The sequence below is a fragment of the Streptomyces sparsogenes genome, from assembly GCF_001704635.1.
In the GTDB taxonomy this organism is placed as follows: Bacteria; Actinomycetota; Actinomycetes; order Streptomycetales; family Streptomycetaceae; genus Streptomyces; species Streptomyces sparsogenes.
Window position 1 is genome coordinate 26,060 of the sequence record NZ_MAXF01000036.1, and the last position, 15,796, is coordinate 41,855.

Sequence of the window (15,796 nt, forward strand, 5' to 3'; positions counted from 1 at the left end):
CTCCAGATTCGCACCCGGCGGTCCGGGAGGGAAGATCGGCGTGGCCGGGCGACCCACCGGGCGACCTGCCGTGGACCTGCCCGGCGAAGCCCGGGGGCGGGTGTGCCGGGCTACGGCTGTTCCTGAGGCGTCAGGGCGGGCAGCTCCCGGGGGTCGCCCTCGATGGGGGGTGTCTCGCCCCCGGCCGCGTCGGGCGCGGGGACGGCGAGCACTCCCAACGCCCCCGACGCGGCCGCCTTTCCTCCTGCCAGGGCGAACCTATTTCTGGTCAGCCGCCCCTTCGCATAGATGCCTTGCACGTCTTGCGCCATTCGAACCCCAACAACTCCCCATACACCACATGGCGTTGTAACGGATAGCAACGCGCCGAGTGTAGACGGTCCGAAGTTCGTAACAGCTTTAGTTCGTACTTTCTCGCAAGGGGCACGCGAGGGGCTGGGGGGGGTGGGGCGGCGGTCAGAGGTTGCCGCGCCTGGCCTGCTCGCGCTCGATCGCCTCGAACAGCGCCTTGAAGTTGCCCTTCCCGAAGCCCATCGAGCCGTGTCGCTCGATCAGTTCGAAGAAGACGGTCGGCCGGTCCTGCACCGGCTTGGTGAAGATCTGCAACAGGTAGCCGTCCTCGTCGCGGTCGGCGAGGATCTTCAGCTCGCGCAGCGTGTCCAGGGGCACCCGCGTCTCGCCGACCCACTCGCCGAGCGTGTCGTAGTACGAGTCGGGGGTGTCCAGGAAGCGGACACCGGCCGCGCGCATGGCCCGTACGGTGGCGACGATGTCGTTCGTGGCGAGCGCGATGTGCTGGACGCCGGGTCCGCCGTAGAACTCCAGGTACTCGTCGATCTGGGACTTCTTCTTGCCGACGGCGGGCTCGTTGAGCGGGAACTTCACCTTCCGGGTGCCGTCCGCGACGACCTTCGACATCAGGGCGGAGTACTCGGTGGCGATGTCGTCGCCCACGAACTCCTTCATGTTGGTGAAGCCCATGACGTCGTTGTAGAAGGTCACCCACTCGTTCATCCGGCCCAGCTCGACATTGCCGACGCAGTGGTCGATGGCCTGGAAGTTCCTGGTGGCGGGCGGCTCGACCAGCGGTTCGGCGGGCGCGAAGCCGGGGAGGTAGGGACCGCTGTAGCCGGAGCGGTCGACCAGGGTGTGGCGGGTGTCGCCGTACGTGGCGATGGAGGCGAGCACCACCGTGCCGTGCTCGTCCTTGACCTCGTGCGGCTCCTCGATGCCGGAGGCGCCGTGGGTGGTGGCGTAGTCGTACGCGGCCCGGGCGTCCGGCACCTCGATGGCCAGGTCGATGACGCCGTCGCCGTGGGCGGCGACGTGCTCGGCGAGGAAGGAGCCCCAGGCGGTCGTGGGCTTGATGACGGAGGTGAACACGAAGCGGGCGCCGCCGGAGACGAGCACATAGCTCGCGGTCTCCCGGCTGCCGTTCTCGGGCCCCGCGTAGGCGACGAGCTTCATGCCGAACGCGGTGGAGTAGTAGTGCGCGGCCTGCTTGGCGTTGCCGACGGCGAAGACGACCGCGTCCATCCCCTTCACCGGGAAGGGGTCCGCCCGACGCGCGCCTTCTCCTGTCACGGCCAGGGTGTGATCCAGGGTCTCAGTCATGTCTTCACCGTGACCCCATCACTCAGGATGCGCAATAGTTCGCTGATTTGCTGGGCAACCTGCCTAGCCATTCCGGCATTCCGTCGAGCATTCTGTACACAGTGACCACCCTCACAGCACTCGCACAGCACTCGGACAGCACTCGCACCGGAGGCCGCCTTGGGGATCGACCGACTCGACGCCCGACTGATCGAACTGCTCGCCGAGGAGCCCCGGATCGGCGTGCTGGAGGCATCGCGCCGGCTCGGCGTCGCGCGCGGCACGGCGCAGGCGCGGCTGGACCGGCTGCTGGCCCAGGGGGTGATCCGGGGGTTCGGACCCGAGGTGGACCCGGCGGCGATCGGCTATCCGGTCACCGCGTTCGCGACCCTGGAGATCAAGCAGGGCCAGGGGCCGGACGTCCGCAGCCATCTGGCCGGCGTCCCCGAGGTGCTGGAGCTGCACACCACCACCGGCCACGGCGACATGCTCTGCCGCCTGGTCGCCCGCTCCAACGCCGATCTCCAGCGGGTGATCGACCGGGTGGTGGGCTTCGAGGGCATCGTGCGGGCCTCGACGACGATCGTGATGGAAAACCCGGTGCCGCTGCGGATGATTCCGCTGGTCAAGCAGGCGGCGGAGGACTGATCTCGCGACGCAAAGGCTCGGCTGCAAAGACTCCCTTGCAACGGAGTCTTTGCAAGATTAGGCTGCTACCCATGGCCGAGAACGAGAAGCCGCTGCCCGACGACGTGCGGGTGCTCGACCCCCGCTCCCTACGCGGACTCGCGCACCCGCTACGGATACGCCTGCTCGGCGCGCTGCGCGAATACGGCCCGGCCACCGCCTCCCAACTCGCCGACCGGCTCGGCGAGTCCAGCGGCGCCACCAGCTACCACCTGCGACAACTGGCCACGCACGGCTTCGTCGTCGACGACCCGGAGCGCGGCAAGGGCCGTGAGCGGTGGTGGAAGGCGGCGCAGCGCGCCACGCACGTGGGCGCCGAGGAGATGCTGCACGGCGCGGACCCGTCCCTGCGGGGCGCGATGAGCACGCTGCTGCACGAGTGGGCCACCATCCACAGCCAGGAGCTGTCCACCTGGCTCGGCACCTGGCAGGAGTGGCCCGAGGAGTGGCGCCGCGCCTGGGACATCAGCGACTGGTCCATGCGTCTCACCCCTGAACTCGCCGCCGAGTTGCGCGACAAGGTGCAGAAGCTGATCGAGAGCTACCGCGAGAAGGAAGTCGACAAGAGCACCGAGCGCTCGGCCCCCTTCCGTATCCATCTGCACGGTTTCCCGCGCAACAAGGACTGACCGACCCCTGGGGGAACACACCATGTACGGCGACGACATCCATCTGCGGCTGCACCGCATCCGGGCCGAGCGGCTGCGCCACGAGGCCCCGCGCGCCCGCCCGGCCCGCCCGGCCAGCTCACCTCACGCGGCCCGCCGCGCCCGCCGGCTGCGCAGCCGTCTCGGCTGGACGCTGGTCGAGGTGGGCCTGCGCCTCGCGACCCCCCGCCCCCGGCCGGCGCCACGGCCGGGCCTCGCGGCCCGGCTGTGACCGAGGGACCAAGTGACCGAGGGGCCGAGGACAGCCATTCAGCCGGGGGAAAACCCGCTCAGCAGTGCGGCACCGTGCCGCCCGACTTCAGTGCCACCAGCGCTTTCACCGCGCCCTTGAGCGTGGTGACGGGGATCAGCCGGAGCCCCTTGGGGAGTTCGGCCTTGGCGTCCGAGCACTCCTCCTTGGGGACCAGGAAGACCGTCGCGCCGTCCCGCCTGGCGGCCTGGGTCTTGAGCGGGACCCCGCCCACCGCGCCCACCTTGCCGTCCGCCGTGATCGTGCCGGTGCCCGCGATGGTGCGGCCGCCGGTGAGGTCGCCGCCACGGCCGTCGCCGTCGAGCTTGTCGACGATGCCCAGGGAGAAGAGCAGCCCGGCGCTCGGGCCGCCCACGTCCGCGAGGCTCAGCTTGACCCCGACCTCGCGGGGGGAGCGGTGGAGATAGCCAAGCGCGGCGCTGGTGGCGCTGTTCTGGGACTCCCGCATCTCCTTGACGTTGTGCGCCTCGATCTCCTTGGTCGTATTGCCGACGGGGTAGACGGAGTCGCGCGGCATCACGGCGCGGTCGGTGTCGAACCAGCCGCCGATGACGTCCTTCAGCCGGACCGTGGCGTCCGGCCCGGTCGCCACGATCGTCGTCATCCTCAGCTGCCCGGTGGTCTTGCGGGGCTTCGCCTTGGAGATGCTGATCACCGGCCCGCCCTGGTGGGAGCCGAGGACGTTCACGGTCGAGCCCGGCTCGGCCACCGAGAAGGGCAGCGGGGCGAAGACGGCGACCGCGAGAAGGGCGAGGACGGGCGCGGAGCAGATCGCGAGGATCCGGGCGCGCGGGGAGACGGCAGGCATGGATGTGAATCTAGTTGACCGCCGGGGCCCGAGGCGCGCCACCCCGCGCCGGGTCTCAGCGCAGGGCGTCCGCGACCTCGCGGGCCGCGTCCATCACACGCGGGCCCACCCGCTCAGGCACCGCGTCGCAGAGCATCACCACGCCCACGCTGCCCTCGATCCCGGTGACCCCGGTCAGCGGCGCGGCGGCGCCGCTCGCGCCCGCTTCCAGCTCACCGTGGGTGAGGACGTAGCCGGGGTCGTTGGCGTGGCCCGAGCGGGCGGCCAGGATCGCCCGGCCCGCGGCGCCGCGGTCCAGCGGGTGGCGGAAGCCGGCCCGGTAGGCGACGTGGTAGTCGGTCCAGGTCGGTTCGACGACCGCGACCGCGAGCGCCTCCGTGCCGTCGACCAGGGTGAGGTGCGCGGTGGCGCCGAGGTCGTCGGCGAGGGCGCGCAGCGCGGGCAGGGCCGCCTCCCGCAGCAGCGGGTGCACCTGGCGGCCGAGTTGCAGCACGCCGAGCCCGACCCGTGCGCGGCCGCCGATGTCACGGCGTACGAGGGAGTGCTGCTCGAGCGTGGCCAGCAGGCGGTAGACCACCGTGCGGTTGACGCCGAGCTTGTTGGACAGCTCGGTCACGGTCAGCCCGTGGTCGGTGTCGGCCAGCAGTTTGAGGACGCGCAGTCCCCGGTCGAGCGTCTGGGAGGTCTCCGCGGTCACGACGCCCCCTCCTCCGTCATGAGTGGCGGCTCTTCGAGGAGGGCGCCGCCGGTCCCGACGGCGGCGCGCCAGAGGCCGCCGGTCGTGGTCGCACGCACCGGCCGCGCTCCGCGGCGGCGCTGCCACGGGGCGTGTGCGTTGGCCGGAACGGTAGCGAGCCGGTCCGCTCAGCGGAAGAGTTTGTCCATAATCCGAGCGGAACTTCCTGGTCGCCTCCTCGGCGCGGCCACCTCATCGCCCGGTCACCCCCTCCGCACGGCCGCCCCATGGCCTGGTCACCTCGCGGTACCCCACCCGCGCGGCCACCCATGGCCTGGTCACCTCATCCGCGTGGCCCACTCCCGGACCTTCTTGATCCGCTCCCGGATCTGCCCGGCCGTCGCCTCCGCGCTCGGCGGCCCGCCGCACACCCGGCGCAGCTCGGTGTGGATCACCCCGTGGGGCTTGCCGCTCTGGTGGACGTACGCCCCCACCAGGGAGTTGAGCTCCTTGCGCAGCTCGAGCAGCTCCTTGTGGGTGACCACCGGCCGCCGCTCCGCTGGGAGTTCCAGCAGGTCGGCCTCCGTGTCCGGCTTCTTGCGGCTGTGCGCGATCTGCCGCGCCTGCCGCCGCTGGAGCAGCAGTTGCACCTGGTCGGGCTCCAGCAGCCCGGGGATGCCGAGGTAGTCCTGCTCCTCCTCGCTGCCCGGGTGGGCCTGCATGCCGAACTCGGCACCGTCGTAGAGCACCCGGTCGAAGACCGCGTCCGACTCCAGTGCCTCGAAGGGCAGCGTGTCCTGCTCGCCGGTGTCCTCGTCCTGCTGCTTCTCGGCCTCCTGGAGGAGCTTCTCCTCCTCGGCGTACGGGTTCTCCTCCTCGCCCTCCTTCTTGGGCTTGTCGAGGACGTGGTCGCGCTCGACCTCCATCTCGTTCGCGAAGCCGAGCAGCATGGGGATGGTGGGCAGGAAGACGGAGGCCGTCTCGCCGCGCCGCCGGGACCGTACGAAACGGCCGACGGCCTGCGCGAAGAACAGCGGGGTGGAGATGGTGGTCGCGTAGACGCCGACGGCCAGGCGCGGCACGTCCACGCCCTCCGACACCATCCGCACCGCGACCATCCAGCGGTCGTCGGAGTGGCTGAAGTCCTCGATGCGCTGGGAGGCCCCCGAGTCGTCGGACAGCACGACGGTGGCCTTGGTGCCGGTGATCTCGCGGATGAGCTTGGCGTACGCGCGCGCCGAGTCCTGGTCGGTCGCGATGACGAGCGCGCCCGCGTCCGGGATGGACTTGCGGACCTCGGTGAGCCGCTGGTCGGCGGCGCGCAGCACATTGGGCATCCAGTCGCCGCGCGGGTCGAGCGCGGTGCGCCAGGCCTGCGAGACGGCGTCCTTGGTCATCGGCTCGCCCAGCCGGGCCTCGAGCTCGTCGCCCGCCTTGGTCCGCCAGCGCATGTTGCCGCTGTAGGAGAGGAAGATCACCGGCCGGACGACACCGTCGTTCAGCGCGCTGCCGTAGCCGTACGTGTAGTCGGCGGCCGACCGCCGGATGCCGTCGTTCCCCTCCTCGTAGGCGACGAAGGGGATCGGGTTGGTGTCGGACCGGAAGGGGGTGCCGGTCAGCGCCAGCCGCCGGGTCGCCGGCTCGAACGCCTCCAGGCAGGCCTCGCCCCACGACTTGGAGTCGCCGGCGTGGTGGATCTCGTCCAGGATGACCAGCGTCTTGCGCTGCTCACAGCGGTTGCGGTGCAGCATCGGCCGCACGCCGACGCCCGCGTAGGTGACGGCGACGCCGTGGTACTCCCGCCCGAGGGGCCCGGCGCTGTACTCCGGGTCCAGCTTGATCCCTATCCGGGCCGCGGCCTCCGCCCACTGCTTCTTCAGGTGCTCGGTCGGCGCCACGACCGTCACCTGCTGCACGACGTGGTGGTGCAGCAGCCAGGAGGCGAGCGTCAGCGCGAAGGTGGTCTTGCCGGCGCCGGGCGTGGCGACCGCGAGGAAGTCGCGGGGCTGCTCCTGGATGTACTTCTCCATCGCGCCCTGCTGCCAGGCGCGCAGCTTGCTCGCGGTGCCCCAGGGGGCGCGGCCGGGGAAGGCGGGCGAGAGGTGATGGCTGGTGGTGGAGGAGGCGGTAGTAGTCACGGTCTCCGTCGGGCTGGATCGGCGGGGGTTGGAGGACCGCGTCAGCCTACCGGTGCCGTCCTTCACGCTTGGGGGCTACGCCCCCGGACCACCCGGAGGTGGGATTCAGCTCACACCGGGCGCCGTGAACCGGGCCAGCCCCTCCGCGATCTTCGGTACGTCCAGTTCACCCTGGCAGACGGACAGGACGAATCTCTCCGCCTCGTCGACATCGAAGTCCGCGCTGAGCGGATGACCGTTGATGTGGAGGAAGACCCAGGTGGCGTACCAGGAGAGGCGCTTGTTGCCGTCCACGAGGGCGTGGTTGCGGGCCAGCGACTCCATGAGCGCCGCGGCCTTCTGCCAGACGTCCGGGTAGGCGTCTTGCCCGAAGACGCTCGCCTGAGGCCGGGCCAGGGCCGACTCCAGCAGGCCGTAGTCGCGCACTTCGCTCTCCCCGAGCCGCTCGGCGAGGTTCAGCAGCTCGGGAAGCGTGAGGTAGTGCATCAGGCGAGCCTCCGGTTCAGCTCTTCGCTCACCTTGAGCACATGGGCCGCGGCCTCGTTGAACAGGCGGGAGTGCTCGTTGATCGCCGCGATGACGGCGTCGTGGGCGAAGGACTGCATGCTGCGGCCCTCCTGCTCGGCGCGGCGCCGCAGCGCGTCCAGCTCTTCATCGGTGAATCTCACATTCAAGGCACCCATGAAGGCGATGGTACCGCGTGGTACCACACGGTACTAAGGCTTTTCCGTGACGGGCCGCAGCCGCGCCGTCACCGCCGCCCCCACCAGCGCCACCGCCGCCATCGCCACGTACACCGCCGCGAACGCCCCCGCGTGCCCCGTCCCCGCCGAGGCGGACCCCGCGGCCTCCGCCCCCGCGTGGCCCGCCGCGACCGAGCCGCCGCCGAAGGCGACGAACAGGACCCCGCTCAGCCCCACCAGCGTGATGTTGCCGAGCGCGTCGGAGACCTGGAGGGAGGCGGAGTTGCTGCCCGCCTCGTCCGGGCCGGAGAGCTTGAGCAGCAGCACGCTGCCGCTGGAGATCACCAGCCCCATCCCGTAGCCGCCGATCACCCACGCCACGGCGACCACCCACGCCGGGACGGAGTCGAGGAGGGCGAGCGGCACCAGGGCGATGGCCGTCGCCATCAGCACCATGCCCGCCGACATCAGCCGCTCGCGGTAGGGCTCCAGGCGCGGCCGGCTCTGGGTGTACGAACCGAGCGCCCAGGTCAGCCCGCCGCCGGTGAGCGAGAGCCCGGCCGCGGTCGCGGACAGGCCGCGCTCGGTGACCAGCATCAGCGGTACGAAGCTCTCGGCGCCCAGGAAGGAGCCCGCCGCGATGCCGCGCAGCAGCACCACGGACGGCAGCCCGCGGGCGGCCCGGAAGGTGCCACGCGGTAGCAGCCGCAGGACGCACGGGACGAGCAGCGCGAGCCCGGCCGCGGCTGGGACCAGGGAGATCCAGGCCAGGTCCTGGCCCGCGTACTGCAGCAGCCCGGCGCCGGACGCGACCGCCAGCGCGAGGAGGATGCGGCGGCGGTTCATGGCCGGGGAGGTCCGGCCCCGCTCGACCTTGCGCAGGGCGGGGAGCATCACCGCGAGCGGCAGCAGGATCAGCACCGGGATGGACAGGAAGACCCAGCGCCACCCGGCCTGCTCGGTGACCGTCCCGGCGACCAGCGGGCCGACGATCACCGGCAGCACCCAGGCGGCGGAGAAGGACGCCAGCACGGCGGGCTGCAACCGCTGCGGATAGGCGCGGCCGACCAGCACGTACAGCGAGACGACCACCAGCCCGCCGCCGATCCCCTGCACCGCGCGACCGCCCACGAACGTCCACATGTTCTGCGCCGAACCGGAGACCACCAGGCCCGCCCCGAACGCCGCGATCCCGGTGAACAGCGGCACGAGCGGCCCCCGGCGGTCGCACCACTCGCCCGACAGCGCCATCGCGAACAGGCTGGCGGTGAAGTACGCGGAGAACGCGTAGGCGTACAGCTCGACCCCGTCGAGGGCGCGGGCCGCGACCGGCATGGCCGTGTTGACCGCGCTCGCCTCGAACGCGATGAGGGAGACGACGGACACGATGCCGAGGGTGAGGGCGCGGTAGCGCCGGCCGAGCACGGAGCCGCCGTCGTCGCCGCCTTCGCCGCCGTCAAGATCACCGGAGAGGCCGCCGTCGAGATCACCGGCGGGGCCGCCGTCGAGGTCGGCAGCCGGCGGGGTGACGGGGGCGGGGGGCGCGAGGGGTGCGAGGGGACTGTCCGCGACGTCGGTGTCGCGCGGGTCGAGAGCGGTCATTACGCCAGCGTAAGAGGCGTTTCGTGGAGTGACACCTGGCGGGGGACGGAGATCCCTTCCGCCCTCTGCCCTAGGACCGACACGCCGCGCGCGGTCATCGTCACAGGTTGGAAACCGCTCTCTCAGTATTCGGTAAGCAACGAGCAAATCGTCATGCTCACGCCCCTAAGCTTTCGGCCAGGCCGGCATACCGCACGACGAGCGACGTACGGCCTCACTCTTGCTACCCAGCCTGGTCACCGACGTCCAGGCCCGCACCATCGGGGGAAATGTTGTCCTTCAACCGTTCGTTTTTCGCCACCGCCGTGCTCGTCTCCGCGGCCCTCACCCTCACCGCCTGCGGTCCCAAGGACACCGGCTCCACCGGCTCCAAGCGCGGATCCAGCGCCTCGGCCGGCCACTCCACGAAGAAGGTCGGCAAGGAGAACAGCAAGAAGGCCAAGAAGGCGAAGAAGACCACCGGCGACTGTCCCACGATCGGCACGGGGCACAAGATCATCTGGGTCAACAACGTCGAGGGCGCGATGAACAACATCATCGCCAAGGACGCCAGGATGCACTGCGACCCGAAGTCGCGGGCGGGGGCGTCCTACCAGCCCATCGGGCAGCCGAACACCTACTCCGTCGCCTCGGGCGCCACCAAGGTGACGATCATCAGCAAGAAGGACTCCCGGCAGAAGGCCCTCACCGCCCAGAGCGGCGGCATCGCCCACGTCAAGACGTGCGCCGACCCGGACGGCAAGAGCTACGACGGCGGCCAGACGAAGGCGGACACCAGCGACTGCTGGGGGCAGAACTTCTACGACGTCGCGGTCGACAAGAACAACAAGATCACGCAGATGACGGAGATCTACGGATCGTGACGGCGGTGGGGCCCGGCTGCCACGCCAGGCCCCACTCGGCCGTCACCGCACCGACCCGCTACGTCGTGAGCAACACCCCGCCGTAGCCGACGCCCGCCACCACCACCCACGCGCACAGCCCGAGCGCCGCCACCCGCCCGCCGGTCCGGGCCAGCGAGGGCAGGTGCACCGCGCTGCCGAGGCCAAAGAGGGCGGCGGCGAGGAGCAGCTCCTGGGCGGTCGCGGCGGTCTCCAGCGCCGCGGAGGGCAGCCGGTCCGTACTGCGCAGGGCGACCATGGCCAGGAAGCCGAGGACGAACAGCGGTACGAGGGGCGGCCGCCGCGCGCCCGCGCCGGTCTCGCCGCCGCCGGCCGCGCTGCCCGCCCGCGACGCCCGCCGCGCCCGTACGGACACGGCCACCGCCGCGACCAGCGGCGCCAGCAGCGCCACCCGCATCAGCTTCACCAGCACCGCCTCGCCGAGCGCGGACGGCCCGGCCGTCTGCGCGGCCGCCACCACCTGCCCCACGTCGTGCACGCTCGCCCCGACCCACCGGCCGAACCGCGGGTCGTCGAGGCCGAGCGGGTGCTGGAGCAGCGGCAGTACGGCGATGGCGAGCGTGCCGCAGAGCGTGACCAGCGCGACGGACGTCGCCACGTCGCGCTCGTCGCTGTCCGACACCTCGCTGACGGCGCCGATCGCGGACGCGCCGCAGATCGCGTAGCCGGTGGCGATCAGGAGGGGCTGGTCGCCGCGCAGGCCCATGCGGCGGCCCAGCCACCAGGTGCCGAAGAAGGTGGCCGCGACCACGCCGCACACCATCGCCACGCTCGCCCAGCCGAGCCCCAGTACGTCGTCCAGGCTGAGCTTGAGCCCGAGCAGCACCACGCCGAGCCGCATCAGCCGCTTCCCGGCGAACGACAGCCCGGCCCGCCCGGACCCCCGTACGAGCCCGCGCGTGCCCGGCAGGTGCGCGGCGACGACGCCGAGCACGACGGCGACGGTCAGCATCGGCACCCCGCCCACCAGGAGGTGCACGCCCCACGCGACCCCGACCCCCAGCACCCCGAGCGCCAGCCCGGGCACAAGCGCGCCGACCCGCGCCCAGCGGCCGGGCGCCGGGCGCGCGGACGCGGGGGGCGCGGAGGGCGCGGGAGGCGCGGACGCGGCGGGCGCGGAGGGCGCGGGCGTCCCGGCCGTGCGTGTCGGGCCGGGCGTCCCGGACGCGGCGGCCGGGCCGGGCGGCCCGGACGCACGTGCCGGGCCGGGGGTGCCGTCGGGGGCGTTGCGGCCGCCGCGCGCGTCCGTCAGCGCCATGGGGCGGCCCATCCGCGAGAGGCCGGGCCGGCGGCCGGCTCCGGGGTCACAGCTCCTCGCCCTTCGGGGACTCGTACACGCGCCGGACGCTGCTGCCCAGGCGGCTGACGTCCGCGCCGTAGACGTGGATGGAGATCGCCCTGTCCGCGCCCGCGTTCCACACCCTGTGGATATCGCCGGGCGGCGCGAAGCCGGCGGCCGAGCCGCGTGGGTTGGTCACCTCCGCCACCGCGACCAGGCGGGAGGTGGTGCCGTCGGGGACGAGGTGGTAGCGGCGCTCGCGCTCCTGGCCCTCGTGGACGCCGGCCACGCACCACGAGACGTGGTCGTGGATGGCGGTGCGCTGGCCAGGCAGCCAGACGAGGGCGACGACGGAGAAGCTGCCGTCGGGTTCGGCGTGCAGGAGGTGCTGGCGGTAGGTCTCGGGGTCGCCCTGCCGCTGGTCCGGCGTGAGCAGGTCGGGCGCGCCCAGGTGGGGGGCGAGGCGCTCGGCCACCAGATGGGCGGTGAGGTCCGGCGCCAGGCCACGCCGGACGGCCTCGCGTACCTCGTCGACGAACGCGCTGACGCGCGGAGTGGCGTACAGGATGGGCGGCGCGGAGGCGGTCGGAGTGGTCATGGACGCAGCGTCCTGCCGCCCCTTCCACCGCGTCCAACGACGGTTTCTTCGCGGACCTCAAGAGGTGCTTATGGGTCTCGCCTCCGGCGATCGCTCAGCACCCGACCCGGTTCGCCGCCACCGCCTTCAGCTCCTCCAGCACCACCTCCGTCGCCGGCACCCGCAGATGCTCCCGCAGCACGTACGCCGAGACGTGACGGCGGGAGGCGGGCTCCAGGGCGCGGCCGGTGACCTTCCGGTGGCAGAGGAAGGAGAGTACGAGCCCGGGCATCATCGCGACGCCGAGCCCCGCCGCGACCATGCTCTGGACGACGAGGTTGTCGTCGCTGGTGAAGGCGATGTCGGGGGCGAAGCCCTGCTCCGCGCACTCGTGCAGGAAGTTGGCGCGGCAGCGCAGGCAGCCCGCGATCCAGCGCTCCCCGCTCAGCTCGGCGAGCTTGACGGCCCGCCGCCGGGCCAGCGGGTGGCCGGTGGGCAGCAGCACCGTCAGCTGGTCTTCGAGGAGGGGGATCTCGACCAGTTCGGCGGGGGCCTCCTCGCGCAGGCCGGGGTAGGTGAAGGCGAGCGTGATGTCGCACTCGCCGCGCGCCACCCGTGCCAGGGACTCCGGGGGCTCGCCTTCGAGCAGCTCCACGCGCACGCCGGGGTGGGCGGCGGCGAGGCGGGCCATCGCCTCGGGGATGAGGGTGGCATTGGCACTGGGGAAGCCGCAGAGGCGCACCCGGCCGGAGCGCAGCCGGGTGATGGCGTTCAGCTGCTGCCGGGCGGAGGAGATCGAGTCGAGGATGATGTCGGCGTGGCGAGCCAGGGTCTCCCCGGCCTCGGTAAGCCGCATGCCGCGGCCGACGCGGACGAAGAGGGGGCTGCCGACCTCCCGCTCGAGCGCCCTCATCTGCTGGGTGATCGCCGGTTGCGTATAGCCGAGGGCACGGGCGGCCGCGGAGTAGGAACCGGCGCGGATCACCTCGCGGAACGTCTTGATGTGCCGGGAATCGAACACCTCCGAATCATAAGCGGAACTTGGAGTCCAGGCACATCTCCCCTCCACCGCTTTTGGATCTCCCCCATCTCCCTCACCGGCACCCACGAGTCAGTACGCCTTGACACTGCGACCCGCACTCCACCTCACCCCAGCTCCATCCGCTCGATCCGCTCGTTGTGGGTATCCGGGTCCCCAGGAGGGACCCGGGCCTCGGCGCGGGACACGGAAGCCGGACCGAGAGAACAGGCAAGCTGGACCAATGCCCCATTACGCCTCGTACGACGCCGCCGAACTCGCCTACCGCGTCCTCGGGCCCCGCACCGGCGAGGGAGCCGCCCGGCCGCCGCTCCTGTGCCTGGCCGGCGGGCCGGGGCGGGACGCCGCGTACCTGGGCGACCTGGGCGGGCTCGACACCCACCGCACCCTGGTCCTCCCCGACAGCCGCGGCACCGGCGACTCCCCGCCCGCCGCCGACCCGATCGGCTACGCCTTCCCCCGCCTGGCCGAGGACGTCGAGGCGCTCCGCCGCCACCTCGGTCTCGAGCGGTTCGCGCTCCTCGCCCACGACGCGGCCGCCGCGACGGCCCAGGCGTACGCCGCCGCCCACCCCGAGCGGCTGACGCACCTGATCCTGGTCTGCCCCGGCGCCCGGATGCAGGGCGAACTCCCCCAGGACGCCCGCGAGATCTTCGAGTCCCGGGCCGACGAGCCGTGGTGGCCCGACGCCTACGACGCGGTCCAGACGCTGCCCGACACCACCGACCTGGGCGAGGTGCGCAGGCTCCTGCTGCGGGCCGCCCCCATGGCGTACGGGCGCTGGGAGGAGCCCCAGCGGGCCCACGCGGCGAGCGAGGGCGAGCAGTTGGGGCCGGTGCCCCGCGCGGGCTTCTGGCAGGGCGTGGACGAGGCGGCACGGCGGGCGGTCCTGGCCCGGCTGCGGGAGGTGCCGTGCCCGGTCCTCGTGGTGACCGGCAACCGCGACGCGGTGACCGGCATGCGCGCCGGCGAGCTGGTCGCGGAGTCCTTCCCGAACGGCCGGGTACGGCCGCTGCCCGGCGTGGGCCACTACCCGTGGGTCGACGAGCCGGACCTCTTCCGGTCGGTGGTCGAGGAGTTCCTCACCGGCGCCTGAGACTCCTGACACTCCTGAGGGCCGCCCCGGCCCATCATGAACGCCGTATGTCAGTCACGTGGCGGCCCCCGCCGCACCATTGTGGGCCCCGACCCCCGCCCCTAATCTCAAGGGCACGAGCACGACCTTGGCCGTGTGCCCGAGTGGTTCAGGGACTCGCCTGCAAAGCGAGTTACGCGGGTTCGATTCCCGCCACGGCCTCCATGAACATCGAGAACATGGTCCAGATCCCCGCCGGGGAGATCGTCCTGCGGGACGAGGGCACGCGGACGGACTGGCGGGTCGAGGTCGCGGCCTTCCGGCTGGCGCCGCACCCGGTGACCCACGAGCTGTACCGCTCCGTACGAGGCGAGGCCCCGGCGAGCCCGGCGGGACCTGGTTCTGCCGAGGGGTCCGCCGACGGATCGCGGACGCCGGTGACCGAGGTGTCCTGGCGGGACGCGGTCCGGTTCTGCAATCTGCTCTCCGAGGCAAGCGGCCTCACGCCCTGCTACGAGCTGGGCGAGGGCGGCCCCGACGCGCAGGACGTGCGCTGCGACTGGGCGGCCGACGGCTATCGCCTGCCCTCCGAGGCGGAGTGGGAGTACGCCTGCCGGGCCGGGACCTCCGGTGTGCGCTACGGCGAGCTGGACGAGATCGCCTGGTATCGCGGGAATTCCGGCGAGCGAGTGCGCGAGGTCGCGGGCAAGGCGCCGAACGCGTGGGGTCTCCACGACATGATCGGCAATGTGTGGGAGTGGTGCTGGGACCTGTACGACCCCGGCGTCTACGGCCCGTACCGGGTCTTCCGGGGCGGAGGGGCGTACGACCCCCCGCGCGGCTGCCGGGCGTCGTGCCGCCGCAAGAGCCACCCGACCCTGCGCATCGACGACCTCGGGTTCCGTCTCGCCCGGTCGGTGTGACCGACTACATGGCCACAGCAGGCAACCTGAACCCCCGCTGAACCATCTCCATCGTGTGTATAAACGTAAGAACATATCGACGGACCGGAGGCGCGGGGCAAAGCCGATAGCCGGGATCCTGGCGGCCGCCTCCCTCGCGCTCGCGCTCGCCGGCTGCGGCACCTCGTACGACACCACCGCGCCGAGCAGCGTCCGCGACCGAGCCCTGGCCGACGGCAAGGACGTCAAGGCCGGGTCCGTCGACTGCTCCAAGGCCAAGTGCGTCGCCCTCACCTTCGACGCCGGGCCCAGCGAGAACACCCCCCGCCTGCTGGACATCCTGAAGAAGGAAGACGCCCACGCGACCTTCTTCATGCTCGGCAAGAACCACGTCCTCAAATACCCCGACCTGGTGCGCCGCATCGCGGCCGAGGGCCATGAGCTGGCCAATCACACGTGGACCCACAAGATCCTGACGAAGGCCGACGACGACGAGGTGCGCGACGAGATCACCCGCACCCAGGACGCCGTATCCAAGATCACCGGGTCGAAGAAGCCCCTCCTGATGCGCCCGCCGCAGGGCCGCACCGACGACCGGGTCACCAAGATCTGCCGCGAGCTGGGCATCGCCCAGGTGTTGTGGAGCGTCACCGCGAAGGACTACCAGACGACAGACTCCGCGCTCATCACCAAGCGGGTGCTCGACCAGGTGGACCGCGACGGCATCATCCTGCTGCACGACATCTACAAGGGGACCGTGCCCGCCGTCCCGGGGATCCTCGAAGGACTCAAGAAGCGCGGCTACACGGTCGTCAGCGTCTCCGAGCTGATGGCCCCCGCGAAGCCCGAGGCCGGCACGATCTACAAGCCTTGAGCCCAGCTTTGTGGTGAGTATGGGACAGCGACACGCCACGCCG

18 protein-coding genes and 1 tRNA gene are annotated in these 15,796 nt (G+C 71.9%); 8 read left to right on the forward strand and 11 right to left on the reverse strand.

Going from position 1 to position 15,796, the window contains the following annotated elements; translation table 11 throughout:
* Positions 1-110 precede the first annotated feature (110 nt).
* Together BBH68_RS40485 and hppD are read right to left on the reverse strand one after the other, a co-directional pair.
* Positions 111-311 carry a hypothetical protein gene (locus BBH68_RS40485; protein WP_104531242.1) on the reverse strand — a complete coding sequence of 67 codons (201 nt, stop codon included), beginning with the start codon at positions 309-311 and terminating at the stop codon, positions 111-113.
* Between the two features lie 145 nt (positions 312-456).
* Positions 457-1,614: a 4-hydroxyphenylpyruvate dioxygenase gene (hppD, locus tag BBH68_RS07715; protein WP_065960071.1), complete on the reverse strand. Its 1,158-nt coding sequence runs from the start codon at positions 1,612-1,614 to the stop codon at positions 457-459.
* A 159-nt stretch (positions 1,615-1,773) separates the two neighbouring features.
* Between hppD and BBH68_RS07720 the strand changes: the two genes are divergently transcribed.
* From BBH68_RS07720 to BBH68_RS40490, 3 genes are all read left to right on the forward strand, one after another.
* On the forward strand, positions 1,774-2,241 hold the full coding sequence (locus BBH68_RS07720) for an Lrp/AsnC family transcriptional regulator (protein WP_065960073.1): 468 nt from the start codon (positions 1,774-1,776) through the stop codon (positions 2,239-2,241).
* Between the two features lie 71 nt (positions 2,242-2,312).
* Positions 2,313-2,909, forward strand: a complete 597-nt coding sequence (locus tag BBH68_RS07725) for an ArsR/SmtB family transcription factor (RefSeq protein WP_065960075.1) — start codon at positions 2,313-2,315, stop codon at positions 2,907-2,909.
* Between the two features lie 22 nt (positions 2,910-2,931).
* Complete coding sequence (locus tag BBH68_RS40490; RefSeq protein WP_065960077.1) at positions 2,932-3,159, forward strand: hypothetical protein; 228 nt, start codon at positions 2,932-2,934, stop codon at positions 3,157-3,159.
* Between the two features lie 58 nt (positions 3,160-3,217).
* On the opposite strand, the gene BBH68_RS07735 is transcribed toward BBH68_RS40490, so the two are convergent.
* From BBH68_RS07735 to BBH68_RS07760, 6 genes are all read right to left on the reverse strand, one after another.
* A complete protein-coding gene (locus BBH68_RS07735) occupies positions 3,218-4,006 on the reverse strand; it encodes a S16 family serine protease (RefSeq protein WP_065960078.1) in 789 nt (262 codons plus the stop codon).
* A 55-nt stretch (positions 4,007-4,061) separates the two neighbouring features.
* Positions 4,062-4,703, reverse strand: a complete 642-nt coding sequence (locus BBH68_RS07740; protein WP_065960080.1) for an IclR family transcriptional regulator — start codon at positions 4,701-4,703, stop codon at positions 4,062-4,064.
* A 317-nt stretch (positions 4,704-5,020) separates the two neighbouring features.
* Positions 5,021-6,820, reverse strand: a complete 1,800-nt coding sequence (locus tag BBH68_RS07745; RefSeq protein ID WP_065960083.1) for a DEAD/DEAH box helicase — start codon at positions 6,818-6,820, stop codon at positions 5,021-5,023.
* 105 nt (positions 6,821-6,925) lie between these two features.
* Positions 6,926-7,306 (reverse strand): type II toxin-antitoxin system death-on-curing family toxin, encoded by a 381-nt coding sequence (locus tag BBH68_RS07750; protein WP_065960085.1) that lies wholly within the window; start codon positions 7,304-7,306, stop codon positions 6,926-6,928.
* Positions 7,306-7,503, reverse strand: a complete 198-nt coding sequence (locus BBH68_RS07755) for an Arc family DNA-binding protein (protein WP_065960099.1) — start codon at positions 7,501-7,503, stop codon at positions 7,306-7,308. The genes BBH68_RS07750 and BBH68_RS07755 overlap by 1 nt, the downstream gene beginning before the upstream one ends.
* A gap of 33 nt (positions 7,504-7,536) precedes the next feature.
* The gene (locus tag BBH68_RS07760) at positions 7,537-9,105 is read right to left on the reverse strand and encodes an MFS transporter (protein ID WP_065960087.1); all 1,569 of its coding nucleotides are present in this window, start codon (positions 9,103-9,105) and stop codon (positions 7,537-7,539) included.
* Between the two features lie 269 nt (positions 9,106-9,374).
* Here BBH68_RS07760 and BBH68_RS07765 point away from each other — a divergent pair, with 269 nt between their 5' ends.
* A complete protein-coding gene (locus BBH68_RS07765) occupies positions 9,375-9,968 on the forward strand; it encodes a hypothetical protein (protein ID WP_065960088.1) in 594 nt (197 codons plus the stop codon).
* Positions 9,969-10,026: 58 nt separating this feature from the next.
* On the opposite strand, the gene BBH68_RS07770 is transcribed toward BBH68_RS07765, so the two are convergent.
* From BBH68_RS07770 to BBH68_RS07780, 3 genes are all read right to left on the reverse strand, one after another.
* The gene (locus BBH68_RS07770; RefSeq protein ID WP_245737948.1) at positions 10,027-11,265 is read right to left on the reverse strand and encodes a YeiH family protein; all 1,239 of its coding nucleotides are present in this window, start codon (positions 11,263-11,265) and stop codon (positions 10,027-10,029) included.
* Positions 11,266-11,311: 46 nt separating this feature from the next.
* On the reverse strand, positions 11,312-11,884 hold the full coding sequence (locus tag BBH68_RS07775) for a cysteine dioxygenase family protein (protein WP_065960091.1): 573 nt from the start codon (positions 11,882-11,884) through the stop codon (positions 11,312-11,314).
* A 94-nt stretch (positions 11,885-11,978) separates the two neighbouring features.
* Complete coding sequence (locus BBH68_RS07780) at positions 11,979-12,884, reverse strand: LysR family transcriptional regulator (protein ID WP_065960094.1); 906 nt, start codon at positions 12,882-12,884, stop codon at positions 11,979-11,981.
* A gap of 241 nt (positions 12,885-13,125) precedes the next feature.
* Here BBH68_RS07780 and BBH68_RS07785 point away from each other — a divergent pair, with 241 nt between their 5' ends.
* The 4 genes from BBH68_RS07785 (at position 13,126) to BBH68_RS07800 (ending at position 15,753) form a co-directional block, all read left to right on the forward strand.
* Complete coding sequence (locus tag BBH68_RS07785) at positions 13,126-13,998, forward strand: alpha/beta fold hydrolase (RefSeq protein ID WP_065960096.1); 873 nt, start codon at positions 13,126-13,128, stop codon at positions 13,996-13,998.
* A 129-nt stretch (positions 13,999-14,127) separates the two neighbouring features.
* A tRNA-Cys gene (locus BBH68_RS07790) sits at positions 14,128-14,202 on the forward strand.
* The gene (locus BBH68_RS07795; protein WP_065960097.1) at positions 14,202-14,900 is read left to right on the forward strand and encodes a formylglycine-generating enzyme family protein; all 699 of its coding nucleotides are present in this window, start codon (positions 14,202-14,204) and stop codon (positions 14,898-14,900) included. Before BBH68_RS07790 ends, BBH68_RS07795 begins: the two co-directional genes overlap by 1 nt.
* 55 nt (positions 14,901-14,955) lie before the next feature.
* Entirely contained in the window at positions 14,956-15,753 is a 798-nt protein-coding gene (locus BBH68_RS07800; protein ID WP_079150860.1) for a polysaccharide deacetylase family protein, read from the forward strand.
* The last annotated feature ends 43 nt before the right edge of the window (positions 15,754-15,796 follow it).

What these genes read in the sequence shown, in the direction of transcription:
- BBH68_RS40485 (WP_104531242.1), bottom strand. Translation starts at nt 311, where the DNA reads ATGGCGCAAGACGTGCAAGGCATCTATGCGAAGGGGCGGCTGACCAGA.
- hppD (WP_065960071.1), bottom strand. Translation starts at nt 1,614, where the DNA reads ATGACTGAGACCCTGGATCACACCCTGGCCGTGACAGGAGAAGGCGCG.
- BBH68_RS07725 (WP_065960075.1), top strand. Translation starts at nt 2,313, where the DNA reads ATGGCCGAGAACGAGAAGCCGCTGCCCGACGACGTGCGGGTGCTCGAC.
- BBH68_RS40490 (WP_065960077.1), top strand. Translation starts at nt 2,932, where the DNA reads ATGTACGGCGACGACATCCATCTGCGGCTGCACCGCATCCGGGCCGAG.
- BBH68_RS07735 (WP_065960078.1), bottom strand. Translation starts at nt 4,006, where the DNA reads ATGCCTGCCGTCTCCCCGCGCGCCCGGATCCTCGCGATCTGCTCCGCG.
- BBH68_RS07750 (WP_065960085.1), bottom strand. Translation starts at nt 7,306, where the DNA reads ATGCACTACCTCACGCTTCCCGAGCTGCTGAACCTCGCCGAGCGGCTC.
- BBH68_RS07755 (WP_065960099.1), bottom strand. Translation starts at nt 7,503, where the DNA reads ATGGGTGCCTTGAATGTGAGATTCACCGATGAAGAGCTGGACGCGCTG.
- BBH68_RS07760 (WP_065960087.1), bottom strand. Translation starts at nt 9,105, where the DNA reads ATGACCGCTCTCGACCCGCGCGACACCGACGTCGCGGACAGTCCCCTC.
- BBH68_RS07765 (WP_065960088.1), top strand. Translation starts at nt 9,375, where the DNA reads ATGTTGTCCTTCAACCGTTCGTTTTTCGCCACCGCCGTGCTCGTCTCC.
- BBH68_RS07770 (WP_245737948.1), bottom strand. Translation starts at nt 11,265, where the DNA reads ATGGCGCTGACGGACGCGCGCGGCGGCCGCAACGCCCCCGACGGCACC.
- BBH68_RS07775 (WP_065960091.1), bottom strand. Translation starts at nt 11,884, where the DNA reads ATGACCACTCCGACCGCCTCCGCGCCGCCCATCCTGTACGCCACTCCG.
- BBH68_RS07785 (WP_065960096.1), top strand. Translation starts at nt 13,126, where the DNA reads ATGCCCCATTACGCCTCGTACGACGCCGCCGAACTCGCCTACCGCGTC.
- BBH68_RS07795 (WP_065960097.1), top strand. Translation starts at nt 14,202, where the DNA reads ATGAACATCGAGAACATGGTCCAGATCCCCGCCGGGGAGATCGTCCTG.